This window comes from Arthrobacter sp. UYP4 (assembly GCF_057291175.1).
Window position 1 is genome coordinate 39,199 of sequence record NZ_JBXAVU010000001.1, and the last position, 16,934, is coordinate 56,132.

Sequence of the window (16,934 nt, forward strand, 5' to 3'; positions counted from 1 at the left end):
GAGGGACCATCGCCTAGACCTTGGCGGTCGAGTAGATCGACTCGACGACGTCCGAGTAGTCCTTGAGGACCTGGGCGCGCTTGATCTTGAGGGACGGGGTCAGGTGCCCGGTCGTCTCCGTGAAGTCGGTCGGCACGATCCGGAACACCTTGATCGCTTCGGCCCGCGACACCGTCGTGTTGGCCGTGTCCACGAGCTCCTGGATCTCGTGGAGCACCGTCGGATGTTCCGAGGCCTCCGCCATGGTGGTGCCGGCGGGGAGCTGGTGCCGCTCGAGCCAGCCCGGCAGCGCTTCCTCGTCGAGGGTGATGAGCGCCGAGATGAAGGGACGCTGGTCGCCGATCACGACGCACTGCGAGACCAGGGCGTTCGCGCGGATGGCGTCCTCCAGCATCGCGGGGATGACGTTCTTGCCGCTGGCCGTCACGATGATCTCCTTCTTGCGGCCCGTGATGCGCAGGAAACCGTCGTCGTCCAGTTCGCCGATGTCGCCGGTACGGAACCAGCCGTCGACGAAGGCCTCGTCGGTGAGCTCCGGGCGGTTGAAGTAGCCCTTCATGACGCAGACACCCTGGGTGAGGATCTCGCCGTCGTCCGCGATCCGCACGGCGTTGCCCGGGAGGGGTGCCCCGACGGTGCCGATCTTGATGCGCCTGGGGGTGTTCACGGTGATGGGCGCCGTGGTCTCCGTCAGGCCGTAGCCCTCGAGCACCATCAGCCCGATGCCGTGGAAGAAGTGGCCGAGCCGGTCACCGAGCGGAGCGCCGCCGGAGACCGCGTGCTGCACGCGGCCACCCATCGCGGTGCGGATCTTGCCGTAGAGCAGCCGGTCGAAGACGGCGTGCTTGACCTTCAGGCCCAGCGGGATCCTGCCCGCCTGCTCGGCCTTCGACCAGGCGATCGCGATGTCCGCGCCGGCGTGGAAGATCCTGCCCTTGCCGCCGTCCTCGGCCTTCAGCATCGAGTTGTTGTAGACCTTCTCGAAGACGCGCGGCACGGCCAGGATGAAGGTCGGCTTGTAGCTCTGGAGGTCCGGGAGCAGGTTCTTGACGTCGGGGGTGTGGGCCACGGTGGCTCCCGCCGCGACGCAGAGTACCGAGATGAAGCGCGCGAAGACGTGCGCCAGGGGCAGGAACATGATGGTCTGGCCGCCCTCGCGCGCCACTTCGGGCAGTGCTGCCGCGGCGTTCTCCGAGAGTTCAACGAAGTTGCCGTGCGTCAGTTCGCAGCCCTTCGGCTTCCCCGTGGTGCCGGAGGTGTAGATGATGGTCGCGACGTCGTCGAGCCCTGCATAGGCACGGCGGTCGGACAGCGTCTGCTCGTCCGTGCCGACACCGGCGGTGCGCAGGGTGTCCAGTCCGTCCCCGTCGAACTGCCAGACGTGCTGCAGGGACGCGATCCCCTCGAGCGCCACCGCCTCGCGCACCACGTTCTCGTGGCGGGCGGACTCCACGAAGGCCCCGACCGCGCCGGAGTCGCTGAGGATCCAGGCGACCTGCGCGGGGGAGGAGGTCTCGTAGACCGGGACGGAGACGGCGCCGGCGAACCAGATGGCGAAGTCCGCCAGCGACCACTCGTACCGGGTGCGGGCCATGATGGCCACACGGTCACCGGGCTGCACGCCCGAGGCGATGAGGCCCTTCGCGACGTCCTCCACCTGGCGGCGGAACTCCGTGGCCCGGATGTCCGTCCACTCGCCCGAGGCCCCCTTGACGGCGAACAGCGCCGGGTTCGACGGCTTGGCCGCCTGCCGGATCACGAGGTCCGCCGTGTTGCTCTGGCGGGGGACGTCCACGAGGACGGGAACGCTGATGTCACGCACGATAGCTCCTTCGATATCACCTTGACCGCGGGGTCGCTTCAGCCTATAGGTTCACCTCCCCAGATTACGGTCCAGTAATGTACGAATCGATAACGGTGGCGTGTCCGCGCGCCCCCACGACTCCGGAGGGACCGCATGCCGATTCTGCCCGAGACGTCCGGCCCCCGCGGCCGGCGCCCGCGCACCGAGTCCGGTCCCGGCTGGCGAGGCAACGGTCCGCTGACCGCGAGGGCCGCCCGGAGCACCTTCCCCAATCCGGCGCGTCGCGGACTCGCGGTCGGCGTCGACATCGGCGGCACGAAGGTGGCCGCGGGCGTGGTGGACGTCCACGGGCGGATCCTCGCCGAGGCGCGTCGCGCGACGCCGGGCCAGGACCCGCGCGCGGTGGAGTCGGTCATCACCGACCTCGTCCGTGAACTGTCACACGAGTACCGGATCCGCTCGATCGGCATCGGTGCCGCCGGCTGGATGGACCTCTCCAACAGCACCGTCCTGTTCAGTCCCCACCTCGCCTGGCGCAACGAGCCGCTGCGCCGGAACCTCGAGAAGCTGCTCCGGCGCCGGGTGACGGTCGTCAACGACGCCGACGCCGCAGCCTGGGCCGAGTGGCGTTTCGGTGCGGGCCGGGGTGAGTCGCGTCTGGTCTGCGTCACCCTGGGCACCGGTATCGGAGGGGCGATGATCCTGGGCGGCCGCGTCGAGCGCGGCCGGTACGGCGTCGCCGGTGAGTTCGGGCACCAGATCATCGTGCCGCAGGGTCACCGCTGCGAGTGCGGCAACCGTGGGTGCTGGGAGCAGTACGCGTCCGGCAACGCGCTGGGCCGCGAGGCCCGGGAACTCGCGGCCGCGAACTCCCCCGTGGCGCAGGCCATCATCGCCGCCGCTACCGGTGACGATGCGGCGATCACGGGCGCGCTCGTGACCCGCCTCGCGATGGAGGGTGACCCGGCGTCGCGTGAACTGGTCGACGACGTCGGGCAGTGGCTGGGCCTGGGGCTGGCGAACCTCGCGGCAGCCCTGGATCCGGGGACCTTCGTGATCGGCGGTGGTCTGAGCGCGGCGGGTGAACTCCTGCTGGACCCGGCGAGGCGCGCCTTCGGACGCAATCTGACCGGTCGCGGCTTCCGGCCCGCGGCCCGGATCGAGCGGGCGGCGCTCGGTCCGGAGGCCGGCCTCATCGGCGCCGCGGACCTCTCACGGCTGCTCTCGCGCAGCGGAACCTGAACCGCGACGGCGCTACACCTCGGCGCCGTCGTCCCCCAGATCCCGGTGGGTGGGCAGCCTGCTGATGAGGTATCCCGCCCCGGCGAGGAACAGGGCCAGGACGCCGAGCGTGGCGGCGAGCGGTGCGTCCCGCCAGAACATGGCGAACAGGAGGAGCATGACGGGCCCGCCCGCCGCCCCGATCCAGGCCAGGACGGTCAGTGGATCGCCCGTGCCGAGCGGCGGCGGCTCCTCCGGGGTGAAGCCCTCGTCGTCCTCCGAGTCCGCCGGCGCGTCGTAGTCGCGCGGTCCCTCGGAGCGGAGCGGCTGGTTGCGGAAGATCGCGTCGGCGCGCTCCCTCGCCGTCGGAGCGGTCCCGGACTCGCCCAGGTCGGTCAGGCCGTCCGCCCCGTGGCCGTTCCGCTCCGCATCCGGCGTTCCGGCGGGCGACGCGCCGGAGCGGTGCTCCCCGCCGGGGCCGGCGTCCGTGGCTGTCCCTTCGAGCCGCGCCACGAGGTCCTGCCAGACGGCGTCATCGGTGGATTCGTTCGGTTCCTGACCTCGGGGGCCCATATCTCGGTACCTGCTGTCGCGTGCTGCGGCCCGGCGTCGGATGTGATCCGCCCGGCGTTCTGGGATTCAGAGGGCGTGCTGGTTCAATCGTGGACATCGCGCGGCGCTACGTCAACCGCCTGCCGGCGTTCCGGAGTCCTTGCGGGCACCGGGTGCACCGCACGGCAGGACGGCGGCGAACCCCTCCGGGCCGGACAGGACAGGACGCGGCGGGGAGGCCCGCACGTCGTCCAGGGGCCGCACGCCCTTAGAGTAGGCTTCCACAGGAGAAAAGCGGGCGGCACGCACAGTGCCGGACCGTCCATGCAGGGAGGACGAGCAGCGTGTTCTATTGGGTGATGAAGCGGATCATCGTCGGTCCGATCCTCAACCTCCTCTTCCGCCCCTGGGTCAAGGGCCTCGACAACATCCCCTCGTCGGGCCCGGCGGTGATCGTCAGCAACCACCTGTCCTTCTCCGACTCGATCTTCCTGCCGATCGTCGTCCCGCGCCCGGTCGTGTTCCTCGCCAAGTCGGAGTACTTCACGGGGAAGGGCCTGAAGGGCAGGCTGACCGCCCTCTTCTTCCGGCTGTCGAACCAGCTGCCGATGGACCGTTCGGGCGGTGCGGCGTCGTCGTCCTCCCTGACGGCCGGCATGGACATCCTGAACGACGGCGGCATCCTCGGGATCTACCCCGAGGGCACCCGCAGCCCTGACGGACGCCTGTACCGGGGGAAGACGGGAGTCGCGAAGCTGGTCCTGGCGACCGGCGTACCGGTGATCCCGGTGGCGATGATCGGGACGGACAAGGTGCAGCCCATCGGCCGCCGCATCCCCAACATCCGGCGCGTGGGCATCATCATCGGCGAGCCGCTCGACTTCACGCGCTACGAGGGACTCGAGGACGACCGCTTCGTCCAGCGCTCGGTCACCGACGAGATCATGTACGAGCTGATGCGGCTGTCCGGGCAGGAGTACGTCGACGCCTACGCGAGCACGGTCAAGGAGCGCCTGGCAGCGGAGAAGGCCGCCGGCCGCAAGACGCCCAAGCCGGGAGCGGACAGCCGTCGTGCCGCCGTGCGGATCTCCCAGGACGCGAGCGGACCGGCGCCGGGATCCGTCACCGAGGTCGGCCGCGCACCGTCCGCCGACGCGGCCGCCCGGGCCGACGACGGAAAGGACGCCGGCCCCGAGGCCCGCTAGGGCGACTCCGTCCCGTCCCGCCCGGACTGTGTGACATCCCGCGAAGCCGCCGTGACAGGCCGAATCGGGTGCTGGACGTCCAGCCCGTAGAATTTGCCTGTGACTGATTCACTAGCTCCCGTCCTTCCCCGCACCGCGGCACCCGCCCTGTCCACCACCGCCGGCCTCGATGCCTGGCGTTCGTTGACCGCGGCCCAGCAGCCCTCGTGGCAGGACCCCGGAGTCTATTCGGCGTCGGTCAAGGAACTCTCGAGCCTTCCGCCGCTCGTCTTCGCCGGAGAGGTGGACGTGCTGCGTGAGCGGCTGGCGGCCGCGGCGCAGGGGAAGGCATTCCTCCTGCAGGGCGGAGATTGTGCGGAGACCTTCGACGGCGCGACGGCGGACAAGATCAGCGCCCGCGTCCGCACGATCCTCCAGATGGCCGTCGTCCTCACCTACGGCGCGTCCCTGCCGGTCATCAAGATGGGCCGGATGGCAGGCCAGTTCGCCAAGCCCCGCTCGTCCAACGACGAGACGCGCGACGGCGTCACCCTTCCCGCCTACCGGGGCGACATGGTCAACGGGTACGACTTCACGCCCGAGACCCGCGGGCACGACGCCTCGCGGATGGTGAAGGCCTACCACACCTCGGCCTCCACACTGAACCTCATCCGTGCGTTCACGCAGGGCGGCTTCGCCGATCTGCGTCTGGTCCACCACTGGAACAAGGGCTTCACCGCGAACCCTGCCCACTCCCGCTACGAGTCGCTCGCACGGGAGATCGACCGGGCCGTGCGTTTCATGGACGCGTGCGGTGCGGACTTCGAGGCACTGAAGCGGGTCGAGTTCTTCGCCAGCCACGAAGCACTGCTGCTCGACTACGAGCGGGCCCTGACACGGATCGACTCGCGGACGTCGCTGCCGTACGACACGTCGGCGCACTTCCTGTGGATCGGGGAGCGGACACGGGAGATCGACGGCGCCCACGTGGACTTCCTGTCCCGCGTGCGGAACCCGATCGGCGTCAAGCTCGGGCCCTCGACATCGGGCGACGACGCCCTCGCGCTCATCGACAAGCTCGACCCGAACCGCGAACCGGGCAGGCTCACCTTCATCACCCGCATGGGTGCGCAGAACATCCGCGAGAAGCTCCCCGCGCTCGTGGAGCGCGTGACGGCCTCGGGAGCGCAGGTCCTCTGGGTCACGGACCCGATGCACGGCAACACCGTCACGTCGCCGAACGGGTACAAGACGCGCAACTTCGACGACGTCATCGACGAGGTGCGTGGCTTCTTCGAGGTCCACAACGCCCTGGGGACCTTCCCCGGCGGCCTCCACGTGGAGATGACGGGCGACGACGTCGCCGAGTGCCTCGGCGGGGCGGACCCGATCGATCAGGATGCGTTCATCGAGCGCTACGAGTCGGTCTGCGACCCGCGCCTCAACCACATGCAGTCGCTCGAGATGGCGTTCCTCGTCGCGGGGGCGCTCTCCAAGAGCTGACCGCGCGTCGACGGGGAACCAGGAGGCGGCCACGTCCGGTGGCCGCCTCCTTCGTGTTCCGACGACGAGCCGAAGGGTCCCGCCCTACGTGACGGTGATGCGGATCGTGGTCCCCTCGGGCTGCTCGCCCGTCGGGCTCTGCCCGGCGACGAGGCCGAGGACTGCGGCGCCGAAGGTGTAGTCCACCTGCACGGTGAACCCGGCGTCCTCCAAGGCTGCGACGGCGCGTTCCTCCGTCAGCGAGAAGACACTGGGGACCCGCACCATGCGCGGGCCCCGGGACAGCGTCAGGGCGACGGCCGTACCCCGCTGCACCTCTGTGCCGGCCGGGCTCTGTGCCAGCACCGCCCCGGCGGGCACGGTGCGGCTGTACTCCGGCGTGTCGCTCACGGTCGCCTCGAGTCCGGCCTGCTCCAGCGCGGCGATCGCCTCCTGCTCGGTGAGGCCCGTGACGTCCGGGACCGCGATGGGCGCGGGACCCAGGGAGACGACCAGGTCGACCGGAGCGTTCCGGCGGCGCTCGGCTCCCTCCTCCGGGCTCTGGCGGAGCACCAGTCCTGCCGGCACGGTGTCGTCGTACTCCTCGTCGAGTGCTCCGACCGCCAGGCCTGCCGCCCCGATCCCGGCGGCGGCGTCGACACCGGTCCTGCCGACGAGGTCGGGCACGCGGAACAGTTCGGGGCCTTTCGACACGATGAGTTCCACCCTCTCGAAGCGCCGCACCGGGGACGACGCCGTGGGGTCGGTGGCGATGACCAGGCCCGCCAGCACGGACTCGGAGAAGACCTCGTCGGTGGTCAGGGAGGCGAAGCCCTCCTCCTTCAGCGCGGCGCGTGCCTCCGCGAGCGGGACGTCGGCGACATCGGGAAGCGAGACCAGGCCCGCCGGTCCCGAGCCGAACAACCAGCCGGCCCCGGCGACGAGTCCGGCGAGCAGGATCAGCAGCACCACGAACACCCGCACGGAGCGTCGCGCGGTTCGCCCGAGCAGGGCTTTCTGCGGCCGTTGCGCCTGCCGCGCCTGCTGCCGTCGGGTGAGGGCACGAGCCGTGCTCCCGGCAGGCCGGCCGTCGGGGCCCCCGGTACCGCGCACGGCGGCGTGGGCATCGTGCTCCGACCCGGCCGGGCCGGAGAGGCCGTGGCCCGGCAGGGTGGCCTCGGCGTCGACTCCCGGTCGTATCACCTGTGTCATGTCCGTCGCCGGCCGGACCAGCGGTGCACCGCCGGGCGCCCCTGCCGCGGACGCCGTACCGGGAGACGGCGGGGACGACGGCGGGCGTCCCGGCATCGCCCCGAGCACGCGGGTGGCGTTGCGGTCCGGCTCGATGACGCTCGTGCGGTTGTCCTCGCGTCCCCGGGCGGGCAGTACTCCGGTCCACCCGGCGGTGTCGTCCCGCTCGTCCGCGCCCGCAAGCGCGGACCACGACAGGGCCTCGGTCCGTGCGTCTCCGGACGGGAGCCGGGGGATGACGGCAGCCGTCAGCTGGTCCTGTCCCGGATCCGGTGCGGGCGCGTCTGGGGACGCGAAGTCCAGTTCCCCGTCGCTGAGGGTCGCCCGGATGTGCCGGAGTTCGCCGAGGAGGGCGGAACCGTCCACGGGCCGGTCCTCCGGGTCGCGCGACGTGCACCACTGGACGAGCTCGTCGATGTCCGCGGCCAGTCCGGGAAGGAGGAGTGACGGTGCGGGCACGTCGGACTGGGCGTGCTGGATCGCCACCTGGATGGGCGTCTCGCCCGTGAAGGGCTGCCGGCCCGTCAGGAGTTCGAAGAGCATGATGCCCGTCGAGTAGATGTCGCTCTGCGCTTCCGCAGGTCTGCCGAGGACAAGCTCGGGGGACAGGTACGCGGCCGTGCCGACGAGGGTCGCGGTGCCGGTGGTGGCCGAGACCGCACGGGCGAGGCCGAAATCGGCGATCTTCACCTGTCCCGCGTCGGAGAGGAGTACGTTCTCCGGCTTCACGTCGCGATGGATCAGGCCGGCCTCATGAGCCGCCGCCAGTCCTTCGACGACGGCGTCCAGCAGCTGCAGCGCCTCCCGCGGGGGCAGTCGCCCGCGGTCCCGCAGGACGTCCCGCAGGGTCCTTCCGGGAACGAACTCCATGACGAGGTATGCGACGGGTTGCCCGCCCGCGTCGTCGACGCCCTGGTCGAGGACGCCCACCACGTGGGGGTGCGACAGGCGGGCGGCCGATTTCGCTTCCTGCTCGAACCGGTCGATGAAGCCGGGTTCCTCGGCGAGGTGCGGGTACAGCACCTTGAGCGCCACGCGGCGGTCGAGCCGGCGGTCGGTGGCCAGGTAGACGGTGGACATGCCGCCACGGGCCAGCCGCGAATGGACGATGTAGCGTCCGTCGACAGTCGTGCCCTCGAGCGGGTCCTTCCGATGCTGGTGCACCCTCCGATCCTAGACGGGTGCAGCCGGAGGGGACGGGACCACCACGCGATCCCGCCCCCTCCCGCCGGCCTGCCGGAAGGCCTACCGGAAGTTCTTCTGGTGTGCCTTGATGGCGGCGACGTAGTGCTTCGTGTCCTCGAACATACCCCTGGTCTGCACCGAGTACTGGCCCTGGTAGTAGGACGCGATGGCGATGTCCAGTGACGGGCTGGTGCGTACGAGGGACCGGATGATCGCTATGCCTGCCGTCGCGTTGTCGTACGGATCCATGAGGTTGAGCTTGCGGCCCACGAGCTCGCTCGCCCACTGCCCGGAGGAGGGGATGACCTGCATGGTGCCGATGGCGTTGGCAGGGGAGACCGAGCGCTGGTTGAAGCTGGATTCCTGGAAGGCGAAGGCCAGGGCGAGGCTCGGGTCCACGCCCATGGAGCGGGCGGTGTCCGCGACGATCTGCTTCATCTCGGCCGGTGACGGCGCCGGCAGGGAGTTGAGCAGCGCCTTGTTGGCGTTCGCGTCGGCGACGACCCTGTCGGGGTACTGGTAGCCGAGGAAGGTCGACGGCACGAGTCCCCCGGGAGCGGGCGCGGGAGCAGGAGCGGGTGCGGCACCCTTGACCGGGATCGTGAGCTTCTGCCCGGGGTAGATGATCGTGGAGGTCGTCATCCTGTTGGCGGTGAGGAGGTTGTTCAACGCCACGCCGTGGCGGGAGGCGATGGCCCCCAGGGTGTCGCCCGCCCTGACGGTGTAGGCGCCCGACGCCGGCGCGGGGGACGGCGCAGCAGCGGGAGGGGTGGCCTTCGGTGGCGTCGGCTGCGTCGGGGCGGTGCCGGACAGCTTCAGCACCTGCCCGGGGTGGATGATCGACGACATGGACAGGTTGTTGGCCTTCAGGAGTGCAGTCAGGCCCACCTTGGTGCGCGAGGCGATGGCGCCGAGGGTGTCGCCCGGCTTGACCGTGTAGGTGCCGCCGGCAGGGGCAGGGGCAGGGGCGGGAGCCGGTGTCGCCGCGGGTGCCTTGCCTCCGAGGCCGAGCTTCTGGCCGGGGTAGATGATCGAGGTCATCGAGAGCTTGTTGGCGGCCAGGAGGCTCTGCAGGCTGACGCCGTTGCGGGCGGCGATGGCCCCGAGGGTGTCACCGGGCTTGACGACGTAGGTCGTCGCGGACTGCGGGGCGGGGGCGGCAGGAGCCGGCTTGGCCGTCGGGGCGGTGCTCCCGGTCAGCTTGATCTTCTGCCCGGGATAGATGACGGTGCGCGCGTCCATCCGGTTGAGCTTGAGGACGGCGTCCGTGGAGAGCCCGTACCGCTTGGAGATCGCGCCGATCGTGTCGCCCGGCTTGATCGTGTAGCTGCTGGGCACCGTCTGCGTCACGATGGCGATCTTCTGCGCGGGGACCTGGCTCGCGACGAGGGCCGCGGGCACCATGGAACGGGCAGGAACGGGTGTCACCGTCGCTGCGAGGTGCCGTGCGGTGGAAGCCTGCGGGGCGGGTGCTGCCGTCGCCGGTTGGGCGAGGGCCACGGAAGAGAGAATCACCGCGGGCAGGGCGGCGGTGGTCACGGCGACGTTCAGGCCGCGTGGGCTGGCGCCGACGGCCTTCCTGCGGGTGCCGTTCAGCGGTGCTTTCGATCGCTGGGCAGTCATTGTTCGTTCCTCGTCTGTTGGCGGCTGAGTCCGCGCGGACGCACCTGCCCGGAGTGGTGCTCGGAACCGGGCCGGTGCACGTGCTGGTGATGCTATTGAGTCACCTGTTGATACTGTTACTTGTGTGACTCCTGTGAATTTACACGAAATGCGGTGTAGCACAAGAGCCGAACAATAGGCGGCACAGACGACTGTCGGCGTGTCGGGCCCCGTCGTAAGACGTATTGCCCGGATACGCGGTCCGCGGGGGCGCTGTCCGCCGACTCGCCCGAGTGGAGATGGCTGCTGGAGCATGGCACCCTTGAACGGTGACTGAACTCGAACAACTCGTCCCGTCCTGGCTCAATCTCCCCGAGGTGGCCGAGGCCCTCGATCTGCCGATCACCAGGGTGCACTCGCTCATCAGCGACAGGTCGCTCGTCAGCGTGCGGATCGGCGACCGCAACGTCCGCAGCGTGCCGACCGAGTTCCTCGTCGACGGCACCGTCCTGGACAGCCTGCGGGGGACCGTCGTCGTCCTGGCCGATTCCGGCTACGGCGACGAGGACATCATCCGCTGGCTCTACACCGAGGACGAGACTCTTCCGGGCCGCCCCATCGACGCTCTGCGCGAGGGGCGGAAGACCGAGATCCGCCGTCGCGCCCAGGCAGCCGCCTGGTAGGCAGGAACTGAGCGGAGGCATCCCTCCGCAGGGGTCACGCGGTCCGCGTGACCGCCGCCTCCGCGAGCAGGCGGAGTGCACGCTTCGCCACCGTATCGATCGGGAGCCCGGCCAGTGCCTCGAAGGCCTCCTCGGACTTCCGCGCGATGAGGTGTTCGGTGTGGGCCAGGGCGCCGCTCCCGATGATGAGGCTCCGCAGCGCATCGACCGCGATGTCGTCGAGGGACGTATCGCCCAGCATCGCGTTGATCGACGCGCCTGCCTCGGGTCCGCTCGAGCCGATCGCGCGGGCGATCAGGAAGGTGCGCTTGCCCTCGCGGAGGTCGTCACCCGCCGGCTTGCCCGTGACCACGGGATCCCCGAACACGCCGAGGACATCGTCCCGCAGCTGGAAAGCCTCGCCGAGGGGGAGGGCGAAAGCGGAGAACGCCGTGAGCAGGGCCTCATCGGCCCCGGCCAGCGCTCCACCGAGCATCAGCGGACGCTCCATGGAGTACTTCGCGGACTTGAACCGCAGGATGTTGAGCGCACGTTCCTCGGCGACGGCCGGCGTCTGATCCGGACCGACGGCCTCCTCGAGGAGGTCCAGGTACTGACCGGCCATCACCTCGGTCCGCATCCGATTGAAGATCGTCCGGGCGCCGGTACCCGCCGTGTCGGCGCACGACGCCGTGAACAGTTCCTCGCTGAACGCGAGGCAGAGATCGCCGGCGAGGATCGCCGCCGACACGCCGAAGCGTTCCGGATCGAGGTGCCACCCCGCGTCGGCATGCCGCCCGCTGAACTGCCGGTGCACGCTGGGGCGCCCCCTGCGCGTGTCCGAACGGTCGATGATGTCGTCATGGATCAGTGCCGCCGCCTGGAAGAACTCGAGCGCGGTCCCCGCGACGACGGGCGCCGGCGAGGAGGGCGACCCGCCTGCCGCACGCCATCCCCAGTAGCACAGCAGCGCACGCATCCGCTTCCCCCCGCCCGTCAGCGTCGCGATACTCGCGATGAGGGGCAGGGATTCGTCGGAGATGGCGGCCAGGACATCCCGCTGTTCGGCCAGGAACTCCTCGATGGTCCGGGTGAGGGAGGAGCGGAACCGCTCCTGCTCGGCGGTGATGGCATCGGGAACAGGGCCGCCCTGGTCGGGGGTGGCAGGTGCGGACAGCATGGATCTCCCGGGCAGCTCGGCTGGTCGTGGTGCTCCCACTCTAACCGGCGGCGCCGAGCGGCACTGCTGGCCGGCTACCCGCCGACCGGGCGCGGTAAGAACCTCACCGGACGGTCGGAGGCTCTCCGATGAGGACCTGTCGGTGGTGCTGCGTACGATGTATCGGTGTCAAAGGACGAGCGGAGGACGGCGGCGGAGCACGCCGAGTGCCACATCCTGCACATCGACATGGATGCCTTCTACGTCTCCGTCGAGCTCCTCGACCATCCGCATCTGCACGGGGTGCCCGTCATCGTCGGCTCGCCGTCCGGACGCTCCGTCGTCCTGTCGGCCTCGTACGAGGCGCGCAGGTTCGGGGTCCGCTCCGCGATGCCGATGTCCGTGGCGATGCGGCAGTGCCCGACAGCCGTCATCCTGCCACCCCACCACGGACGGTACGCCGAGGTGTCGGCGCAGATCATGCGCATCTTCCGTTCGGTCACCCCCGAGGTCGAGCAGCTCAGCGTCGACGAGGCCTTCCTCGATGTCGCGGGTTCCATCCGTCGCCTCGGCGGGCCACGCGAGATCGGCGAGCAGGTGAGGGCGGAGATCCAGTCGAGCCTCGGCATCACGGCGAGCGTCGGGGCGGCCACCACGAAGTTCGTCGCGAAGATCGCGTCGACCCGGGCGAAGCCCGACGGCCTGCTGCTCATCCCCGGGGACCAGACCGTCGCCTACCTGCACACGCTGCCCGTCTCGGCCCTGTGGGGAGTCGGCGCGAAGACGCAGGAGGTCTTGGCCCGGATCGGCATCCGCACCGTCGAGGACGTCGCCCACACGCCCCTGTCCACGCTGAAGAGGCTGCTGGGCGCGTCGGGCGAGCATGTCCACCACCTGGCCTGGGGCCGTGACCCGCGGAGGGTCGTGGTCTCGCGGCCCGAGAAGAGCATCGGTGCGGAGGAGACCTTCTCCCGCGACATCGAGGATTCCGACGTCCTGCGGCGCGAACTCCTGAGGCTTGCGCACCGGACGGGGACGAGGCTCCGGGCTTCCGGGGTCCGGGCCGGGGGAGTCGCCCTGAAACTCCGGTACGCCGACTTCTCCACGCTCACCCGGTCGAAGAAGCTCGACGAACCCGTGGACAGCGCGAACGCGCTGTACGCGGCCGCGACGGCGCTGCTCGCCGCCCTGGGCGATCGTCCGATGGCCGTCCGGCTGATCGGACTCCGCGCCGAGTCCCTCCAGGGAGGAGGGGACGGGTCCAGCCAGCTGACGATCGACCGCAAGGACGACAACTGGCGGATCGCCGAACGGGCCCTGGACGATGTGAACCGGAAGTTCGGTGAGGCCGGCGTGGTGCCGGCGGGGCTCCTCTCCGCGAAGGGCCGCGGACGACCCGCGAACGGGTCCGGCGGACGTCCCGCTGCGCCGGATGGAGGAGGTGCGGGCGCCGGGGCCGGCGGCCCGTCCGGATCGCGCCCGGGCGGACGTGCCGGCGAGCGGCGGAACCCGCGCGATCCCGCGGCTTGAGTGCCCGATAACACTGTGCGGAGAAGCCGATCAACACCGCATTGTGACTTTGCGCCCACCACGTAGCAAACTAGTCTTTAAGTAGGTAGTCCAACTGCCGTCGAGTACGCAAATCCGCCGTCCGGAGCCTGGGGTCGCCGACCCTTCCGCCGGGAACCTGGCCCGCGTCCGGAGCGTTGGTTGGGTGGAGGAACGTTGGTACCCACATCAAGGAGGCGGTCATGGCACTCTCGGAACACGAGCAGAGGTTGCTTGATCAGCTTGAACAGCAGTTGCACGCCGACGATCCCAAGTTCGCGCACTCGATGGCCTCGGACACCCGGAAGTCGATGTCGACCCGGCGCCTGGTCATCGGTTCGCTCATCACGATCGCGGGGATCCTGGTCCTTCTCGCCGGCATCGTCTACCAGAACATCTTCATCGGGGTGGCAGGATTCCTGATCATGGGTGCGGGCGTGTACTTCGCGACCACGAAGTCGAAGCAGGTGGAGGCAGGACAACCCATCGGCAGGCCGTCGAACGCCCCCTCGGGAGGCAAGAGCGGATTCATGTCCAGCCTCGAGGACAAGTGGGACGAGCGCAAACGGGACCAGACCTAGCAGGACCTGCCGGAACCGGCATCGTCCGAGCCCTCGTCGGCCGGATGGAAGGAAAGAACCCGCTTCGGCGGGTTCTTTCCTTTTAAGTGCTGCTTCCCCCGGTCGGGCACCGTGCGCCGCAGTCCTGCACCCTCTTCCCGCCCACCGGGCCTCCACTTCCCTCCACGGGATGCACCACCGCCGCCTCCGTGTCCTGCCCCGCGTCGGCGCTCGCTGCGACGGGAGTCGGAGGGCGCGCCGGGGACCGGCATGCATTGACCGGGGAGGGTTGTGGAGTAAAGTGGGGAACATAAGAGCAAGGCAGCAACGGGCTGGGCTTGGCGGACTCAGAACAGGCGGTCAGGGATGTTCCTCGGAACTCACACCCCCCGCCTCGACGAGAAGGGCAGGCTCATCCTCCCTGCGAAGTTCCGCGAGGAACTGAGCGAGGGACTGGTCCTCACGAGGGGCCAGGAGCGCTGTATCTACGTCTTCAGCATGAGTGAGTTCGAGAGGGTTCACGAGCAGATGCGGGCCGCACCGATCTCGTCACGCCAGGCGAGGGACTACAACCGCATCTTCCTGTCGGGGGCCTCGGACGAGGTGCCGGACAAGCAGGGCAGGATCACCATACCTCCGGCATTGCGCACGTACGCGGGACTCGACCGGGACCTGGCCGTGATCGGTGCGGGGAGCCGTGCGGAGATCTGGGCCGCGGAGGCGTGGGAGTCCTACCTCGACGAGAAGGAGACGGCTTTCTCGGAGACGGACGAGGATGCCTTCCCGGGCATCATCTGACCGACCGGCAGGACCAGCAGGACAAGAACGCAGTAATGACGACGCGGGTGGGCTACGTCTCTTGGATGAGATCTCCAGCCGCCGGATACGATTCGCCACCTGGCTCCACTTCCCCGGAGCCAGGCGACGACGATCCGGCCGGATGGGGGTCTGATTCAAGAAGCCGGACCCTCCTTCCGGCAGCCTGCAGGGAAACACCGACACGATGTACCACGAGCTGCAGGAGGGAGAGGCTGGATGCGCGATGACCGGCCGACGGACGAGCGACACGTCCCCGTCCTCCGCGACCGCTGCGTCTCCCTCCTCGCTCCGTCCGTGGCCTCCGCCGAAGCCGCCGGGCGCCGGGCCGTCGTCGTCGACGCGACCCTCGGCATGGGCGGCCATGCGGAGAGCATGCTGGAGCGGTTCCCCTCGGCACACCTCGTGGGGATCGACCGGGACAAGGAGGCCCTCGAGCTCGCCGGCGAGCGTCTCGCCGCCTTCGCGGACCGAACCGACCTGGTGCACGCCGTCTACGACGAATTGCCCGAGGTGCTGGCCGACCTCGGGATCGACGGGGTGGACGGCGTCCTCTTCGACCTGGGCGTCTCGTCGCTCCAGCTCGACGAGCGCGACCGCGGTTTCGCCTACTCCTTCGACGCGCCGCTCGACATGCGCATGGACACGAGCAGGGGGATCACCGCGGCCGAGGTCGTGAACACCTACGCCGCGGAAGACCTGCTGCGCATCATCCGCACGTGGGGCGAGGAGAAGTTCGCCGGCCGCATCGCCACGGCGATCGTGCAGGCGCGGCAGGCCGAACCCCTCCGTACGACCGCCCAGCTCGTGGAGGTGATCCGCAGTGTCGTTCCCGCCGCGGCCGCGCGAACGGGTGGACATCCGGCCAAGCGGACCTTCCAGGCGCTGCGGATCGAGGTCAACGAGGAACTGACCGTCCTCGAACGGGCCGTCCCCGCGGCCGTCGACTCGATCGTGACCGGAGGCCGTGTCGTCGCGATGTCCTACCACTCCCTCGAGGACCGCATCGTCAAGAGCGCGTTCACCGCAGGAACCCGATCCTCGGCGCCGGTCGGTTTCCCGGTGGAACTCGAGGAGCACAAGGCCTACCTCCGCTCCCTGACACGTGGCACCGAGGCGCCCACGGCAGCGGAGGTCGAAGAGAATCCGCGAGCGGCCTCGGCCAAGCTCCGGGCAGTTGAACGAATCAAAGCAGGACCCGTCGACAGGAAGAACAGATGAGCCAGGCATTGACAGTCGAGAAGCGACACGGCACTGCGGCCTTCTCCGGGAGCGGCGCGCTCGCCCTCGCCCCGGGGCGCCTGGCCGGCACCACGGCCGGCACCCCGACCGGCACGACGCAGAAGACCCGTACCCCCCTGTCAGTGGTCCCAGCGCGTCCTGCCCGCCGGCGGATGCCCCTGGCGGTCTTCAGCCTGCTCGTCCTCGGTGCTGCCCTCGCCGCGGTCCTGATGCTCAACATCTCGGTCTCCGGGACGCAGTACGAACTCGTCCAGCTGCGGAACCAGCAGGTGGCCCTCAGCCAGCAGAACGAGGCGCTCGTCCTCGAGATCGAGGGCAAGGAGGCCCCGCAGAACCTCGCGGCCGCCGCCACGAAACTCGGCATGGTGTCCTCCCCGACCTTCGGGACGATCGAGCTCGAGACGAAGAAGGTGACGGGCACTCCGGAACCCGCGGTGGAGGGCCGCAAGCCCGAGGTCCTGATCGCCGCACCGAACCTCGTCACGGAGCAGCCCGTCCCGGTGGCCGTCGAGGCGCCCCCGGCGGAACCGGTCGAGGAGACGGCCGGAGGCGACACCGGCGTCGCTGCGGACGGTTCCACGGACGGAGACGCGGGGAGCGTGGCATCGGGGACGATCCCCGGTCCCGAGCAGGCCGGCACCGACCGGTAGCAGGCGGCGCCTCAGC

At 69.9% G+C, this 16,934-nt stretch carries 14 protein-coding genes; 9 read left to right on the forward strand and 5 right to left on the reverse strand.

The window, feature by feature from the left end; genetic code table 11:
* Positions 1 to 13 precede the first annotated feature (13 nt).
* Entirely contained in the window at positions 14 to 1,822 is a 1,809-nt protein-coding gene (locus AC0Z9V_RS00175) for an AMP-dependent synthetase/ligase (protein WP_485140352.1), read from the reverse strand.
* A gap of 135 nt (positions 1,823 to 1,957) precedes the next feature.
* Between AC0Z9V_RS00175 and AC0Z9V_RS00180 the strand changes: the two genes are divergently transcribed.
* Positions 1,958 to 3,046: an ROK family glucokinase gene (locus tag AC0Z9V_RS00180; protein ID WP_133081645.1), complete on the forward strand. Its 1,089-nt coding sequence runs from the start codon at positions 1,958 to 1,960 to the stop codon at positions 3,044 to 3,046.
* A gap of 12 nt (positions 3,047 to 3,058) precedes the next feature.
* On the opposite strand, the gene AC0Z9V_RS00185 is transcribed toward AC0Z9V_RS00180, so the two are convergent.
* On the reverse strand, positions 3,059 to 3,598 hold the full coding sequence (locus AC0Z9V_RS00185; protein WP_208739795.1) for a hypothetical protein: 540 nt from the start codon (positions 3,596 to 3,598) through the stop codon (positions 3,059 to 3,061).
* A 323-nt stretch (positions 3,599 to 3,921) separates the two neighbouring features.
* Between AC0Z9V_RS00185 and AC0Z9V_RS00190 the strand changes: the two genes are divergently transcribed.
* Complete coding sequence (locus AC0Z9V_RS00190) at positions 3,922 to 4,782, forward strand: lysophospholipid acyltransferase family protein (RefSeq protein ID WP_485140353.1); 861 nt, start codon at positions 3,922 to 3,924, stop codon at positions 4,780 to 4,782.
* 99 nt (positions 4,783 to 4,881) lie between these two features.
* Complete coding sequence (locus tag AC0Z9V_RS00195) at positions 4,882 to 6,264, forward strand: class II 3-deoxy-7-phosphoheptulonate synthase (RefSeq protein ID WP_133081648.1); 1,383 nt, start codon at positions 4,882 to 4,884, stop codon at positions 6,262 to 6,264.
* Positions 6,265 to 6,348: 84 nt separating this feature from the next.
* Here the strand turns inward: AC0Z9V_RS00195 and AC0Z9V_RS00200 are convergent, their stop codons facing one another.
* On the reverse strand, positions 6,349 to 8,658 hold the full coding sequence (locus tag AC0Z9V_RS00200; RefSeq protein ID WP_485140354.1) for a protein kinase domain-containing protein: 2,310 nt from the start codon (positions 8,656 to 8,658) through the stop codon (positions 6,349 to 6,351).
* Positions 8,659 to 8,739: 81 nt separating this feature from the next.
* Positions 8,740 to 10,302, reverse strand: coding sequence for a LysM peptidoglycan-binding domain-containing protein (locus AC0Z9V_RS00205; RefSeq protein ID WP_485140355.1), 1,563 nt, complete (start codon positions 10,300 to 10,302; stop codon positions 8,740 to 8,742).
* 308 nt (positions 10,303 to 10,610) lie between these two features.
* On the opposite strand from AC0Z9V_RS00205, the gene AC0Z9V_RS00210 reads away from it, so the two are divergent.
* Entirely contained in the window at positions 10,611 to 10,964 is a 354-nt protein-coding gene (locus AC0Z9V_RS00210) for an Rv2175c family DNA-binding protein (protein WP_208740248.1), read from the forward strand.
* A gap of 34 nt (positions 10,965 to 10,998) precedes the next feature.
* Here the strand turns inward: AC0Z9V_RS00210 and AC0Z9V_RS00215 are convergent, their stop codons facing one another.
* Complete coding sequence (locus AC0Z9V_RS00215; protein WP_485140356.1) at positions 10,999 to 12,123, reverse strand: polyprenyl synthetase family protein; 1,125 nt, start codon at positions 12,121 to 12,123, stop codon at positions 10,999 to 11,001.
* A 228-nt stretch (positions 12,124 to 12,351) separates the two neighbouring features.
* Between AC0Z9V_RS00215 and dinB the strand changes: the two genes are divergently transcribed.
* The 5 genes from dinB (at position 12,352) to ftsL (ending at position 16,918) form a co-directional block, all read left to right on the forward strand.
* Positions 12,352 to 13,632, forward strand: coding sequence for a DNA polymerase IV (gene dinB, locus AC0Z9V_RS00220; protein WP_133081937.1), 1,281 nt, complete (start codon positions 12,352 to 12,354; stop codon positions 13,630 to 13,632).
* A gap of 221 nt (positions 13,633 to 13,853) precedes the next feature.
* The gene (locus AC0Z9V_RS00225; protein ID WP_133081653.1) at positions 13,854 to 14,231 is read left to right on the forward strand and encodes a DUF3040 domain-containing protein; all 378 of its coding nucleotides are present in this window, start codon (positions 13,854 to 13,856) and stop codon (positions 14,229 to 14,231) included.
* Positions 14,232 to 14,576: 345 nt separating this feature from the next.
* Positions 14,577 to 15,008 carry a division/cell wall cluster transcriptional repressor MraZ gene (mraZ, locus tag AC0Z9V_RS00230; protein WP_133081654.1) on the forward strand — a complete coding sequence of 144 codons (432 nt, stop codon included), beginning with the start codon at positions 14,577 to 14,579 and terminating at the stop codon, positions 15,006 to 15,008.
* A gap of 237 nt (positions 15,009 to 15,245) precedes the next feature.
* The gene (gene rsmH, locus AC0Z9V_RS00235) at positions 15,246 to 16,247 is read left to right on the forward strand and encodes a 16S rRNA (cytosine(1402)-N(4))-methyltransferase RsmH (RefSeq protein ID WP_485140357.1); all 1,002 of its coding nucleotides are present in this window, start codon (positions 15,246 to 15,248) and stop codon (positions 16,245 to 16,247) included.
* On the forward strand, positions 16,244 to 16,918 hold the full coding sequence (ftsL, locus tag AC0Z9V_RS00240; protein ID WP_485140358.1) for a cell division protein FtsL: 675 nt from the start codon (positions 16,244 to 16,246) through the stop codon (positions 16,916 to 16,918). The genes rsmH and ftsL overlap by 4 nt, the downstream gene beginning before the upstream one ends.
* Positions 16,919 to 16,934 lie beyond the last annotated feature (16 nt).

Bases quoted from the DNA above. Each gene is read 5' to 3' on its own strand.
- AC0Z9V_RS00205 (WP_485140355.1), bottom strand. From the start codon at position 10,302: ATGACTGCCCAGCGATCGAAAGCACCGCTGAACGGCACCCGCAGGAAG.
- AC0Z9V_RS00215 (WP_485140356.1), bottom strand. From the start codon at position 12,123: ATGCTGTCCGCACCTGCCACCCCCGACCAGGGCGGCCCTGTTCCCGAT.
- dinB (WP_133081937.1), top strand. From the start codon at position 12,352: ATGGATGCCTTCTACGTCTCCGTCGAGCTCCTCGACCATCCGCATCTG.
- mraZ (WP_133081654.1), top strand. From the start codon at position 14,577: ATGTTCCTCGGAACTCACACCCCCCGCCTCGACGAGAAGGGCAGGCTC.
- AC0Z9V_RS00185 (WP_208739795.1), bottom strand. From the start codon at position 3,598: ATGGGCCCCCGAGGTCAGGAACCGAACGAATCCACCGATGACGCCGTC.
- ftsL (WP_485140358.1), top strand. From the start codon at position 16,244: ATGAGCCAGGCATTGACAGTCGAGAAGCGACACGGCACTGCGGCCTTC.
- AC0Z9V_RS00225 (WP_133081653.1), top strand. From the start codon at position 13,854: ATGGCACTCTCGGAACACGAGCAGAGGTTGCTTGATCAGCTTGAACAG.
- AC0Z9V_RS00180 (WP_133081645.1), top strand. From the start codon at position 1,958: ATGCCGATTCTGCCCGAGACGTCCGGCCCCCGCGGCCGGCGCCCGCGC.
- rsmH (WP_485140357.1), top strand. From the start codon at position 15,246: ATGCGCGATGACCGGCCGACGGACGAGCGACACGTCCCCGTCCTCCGC.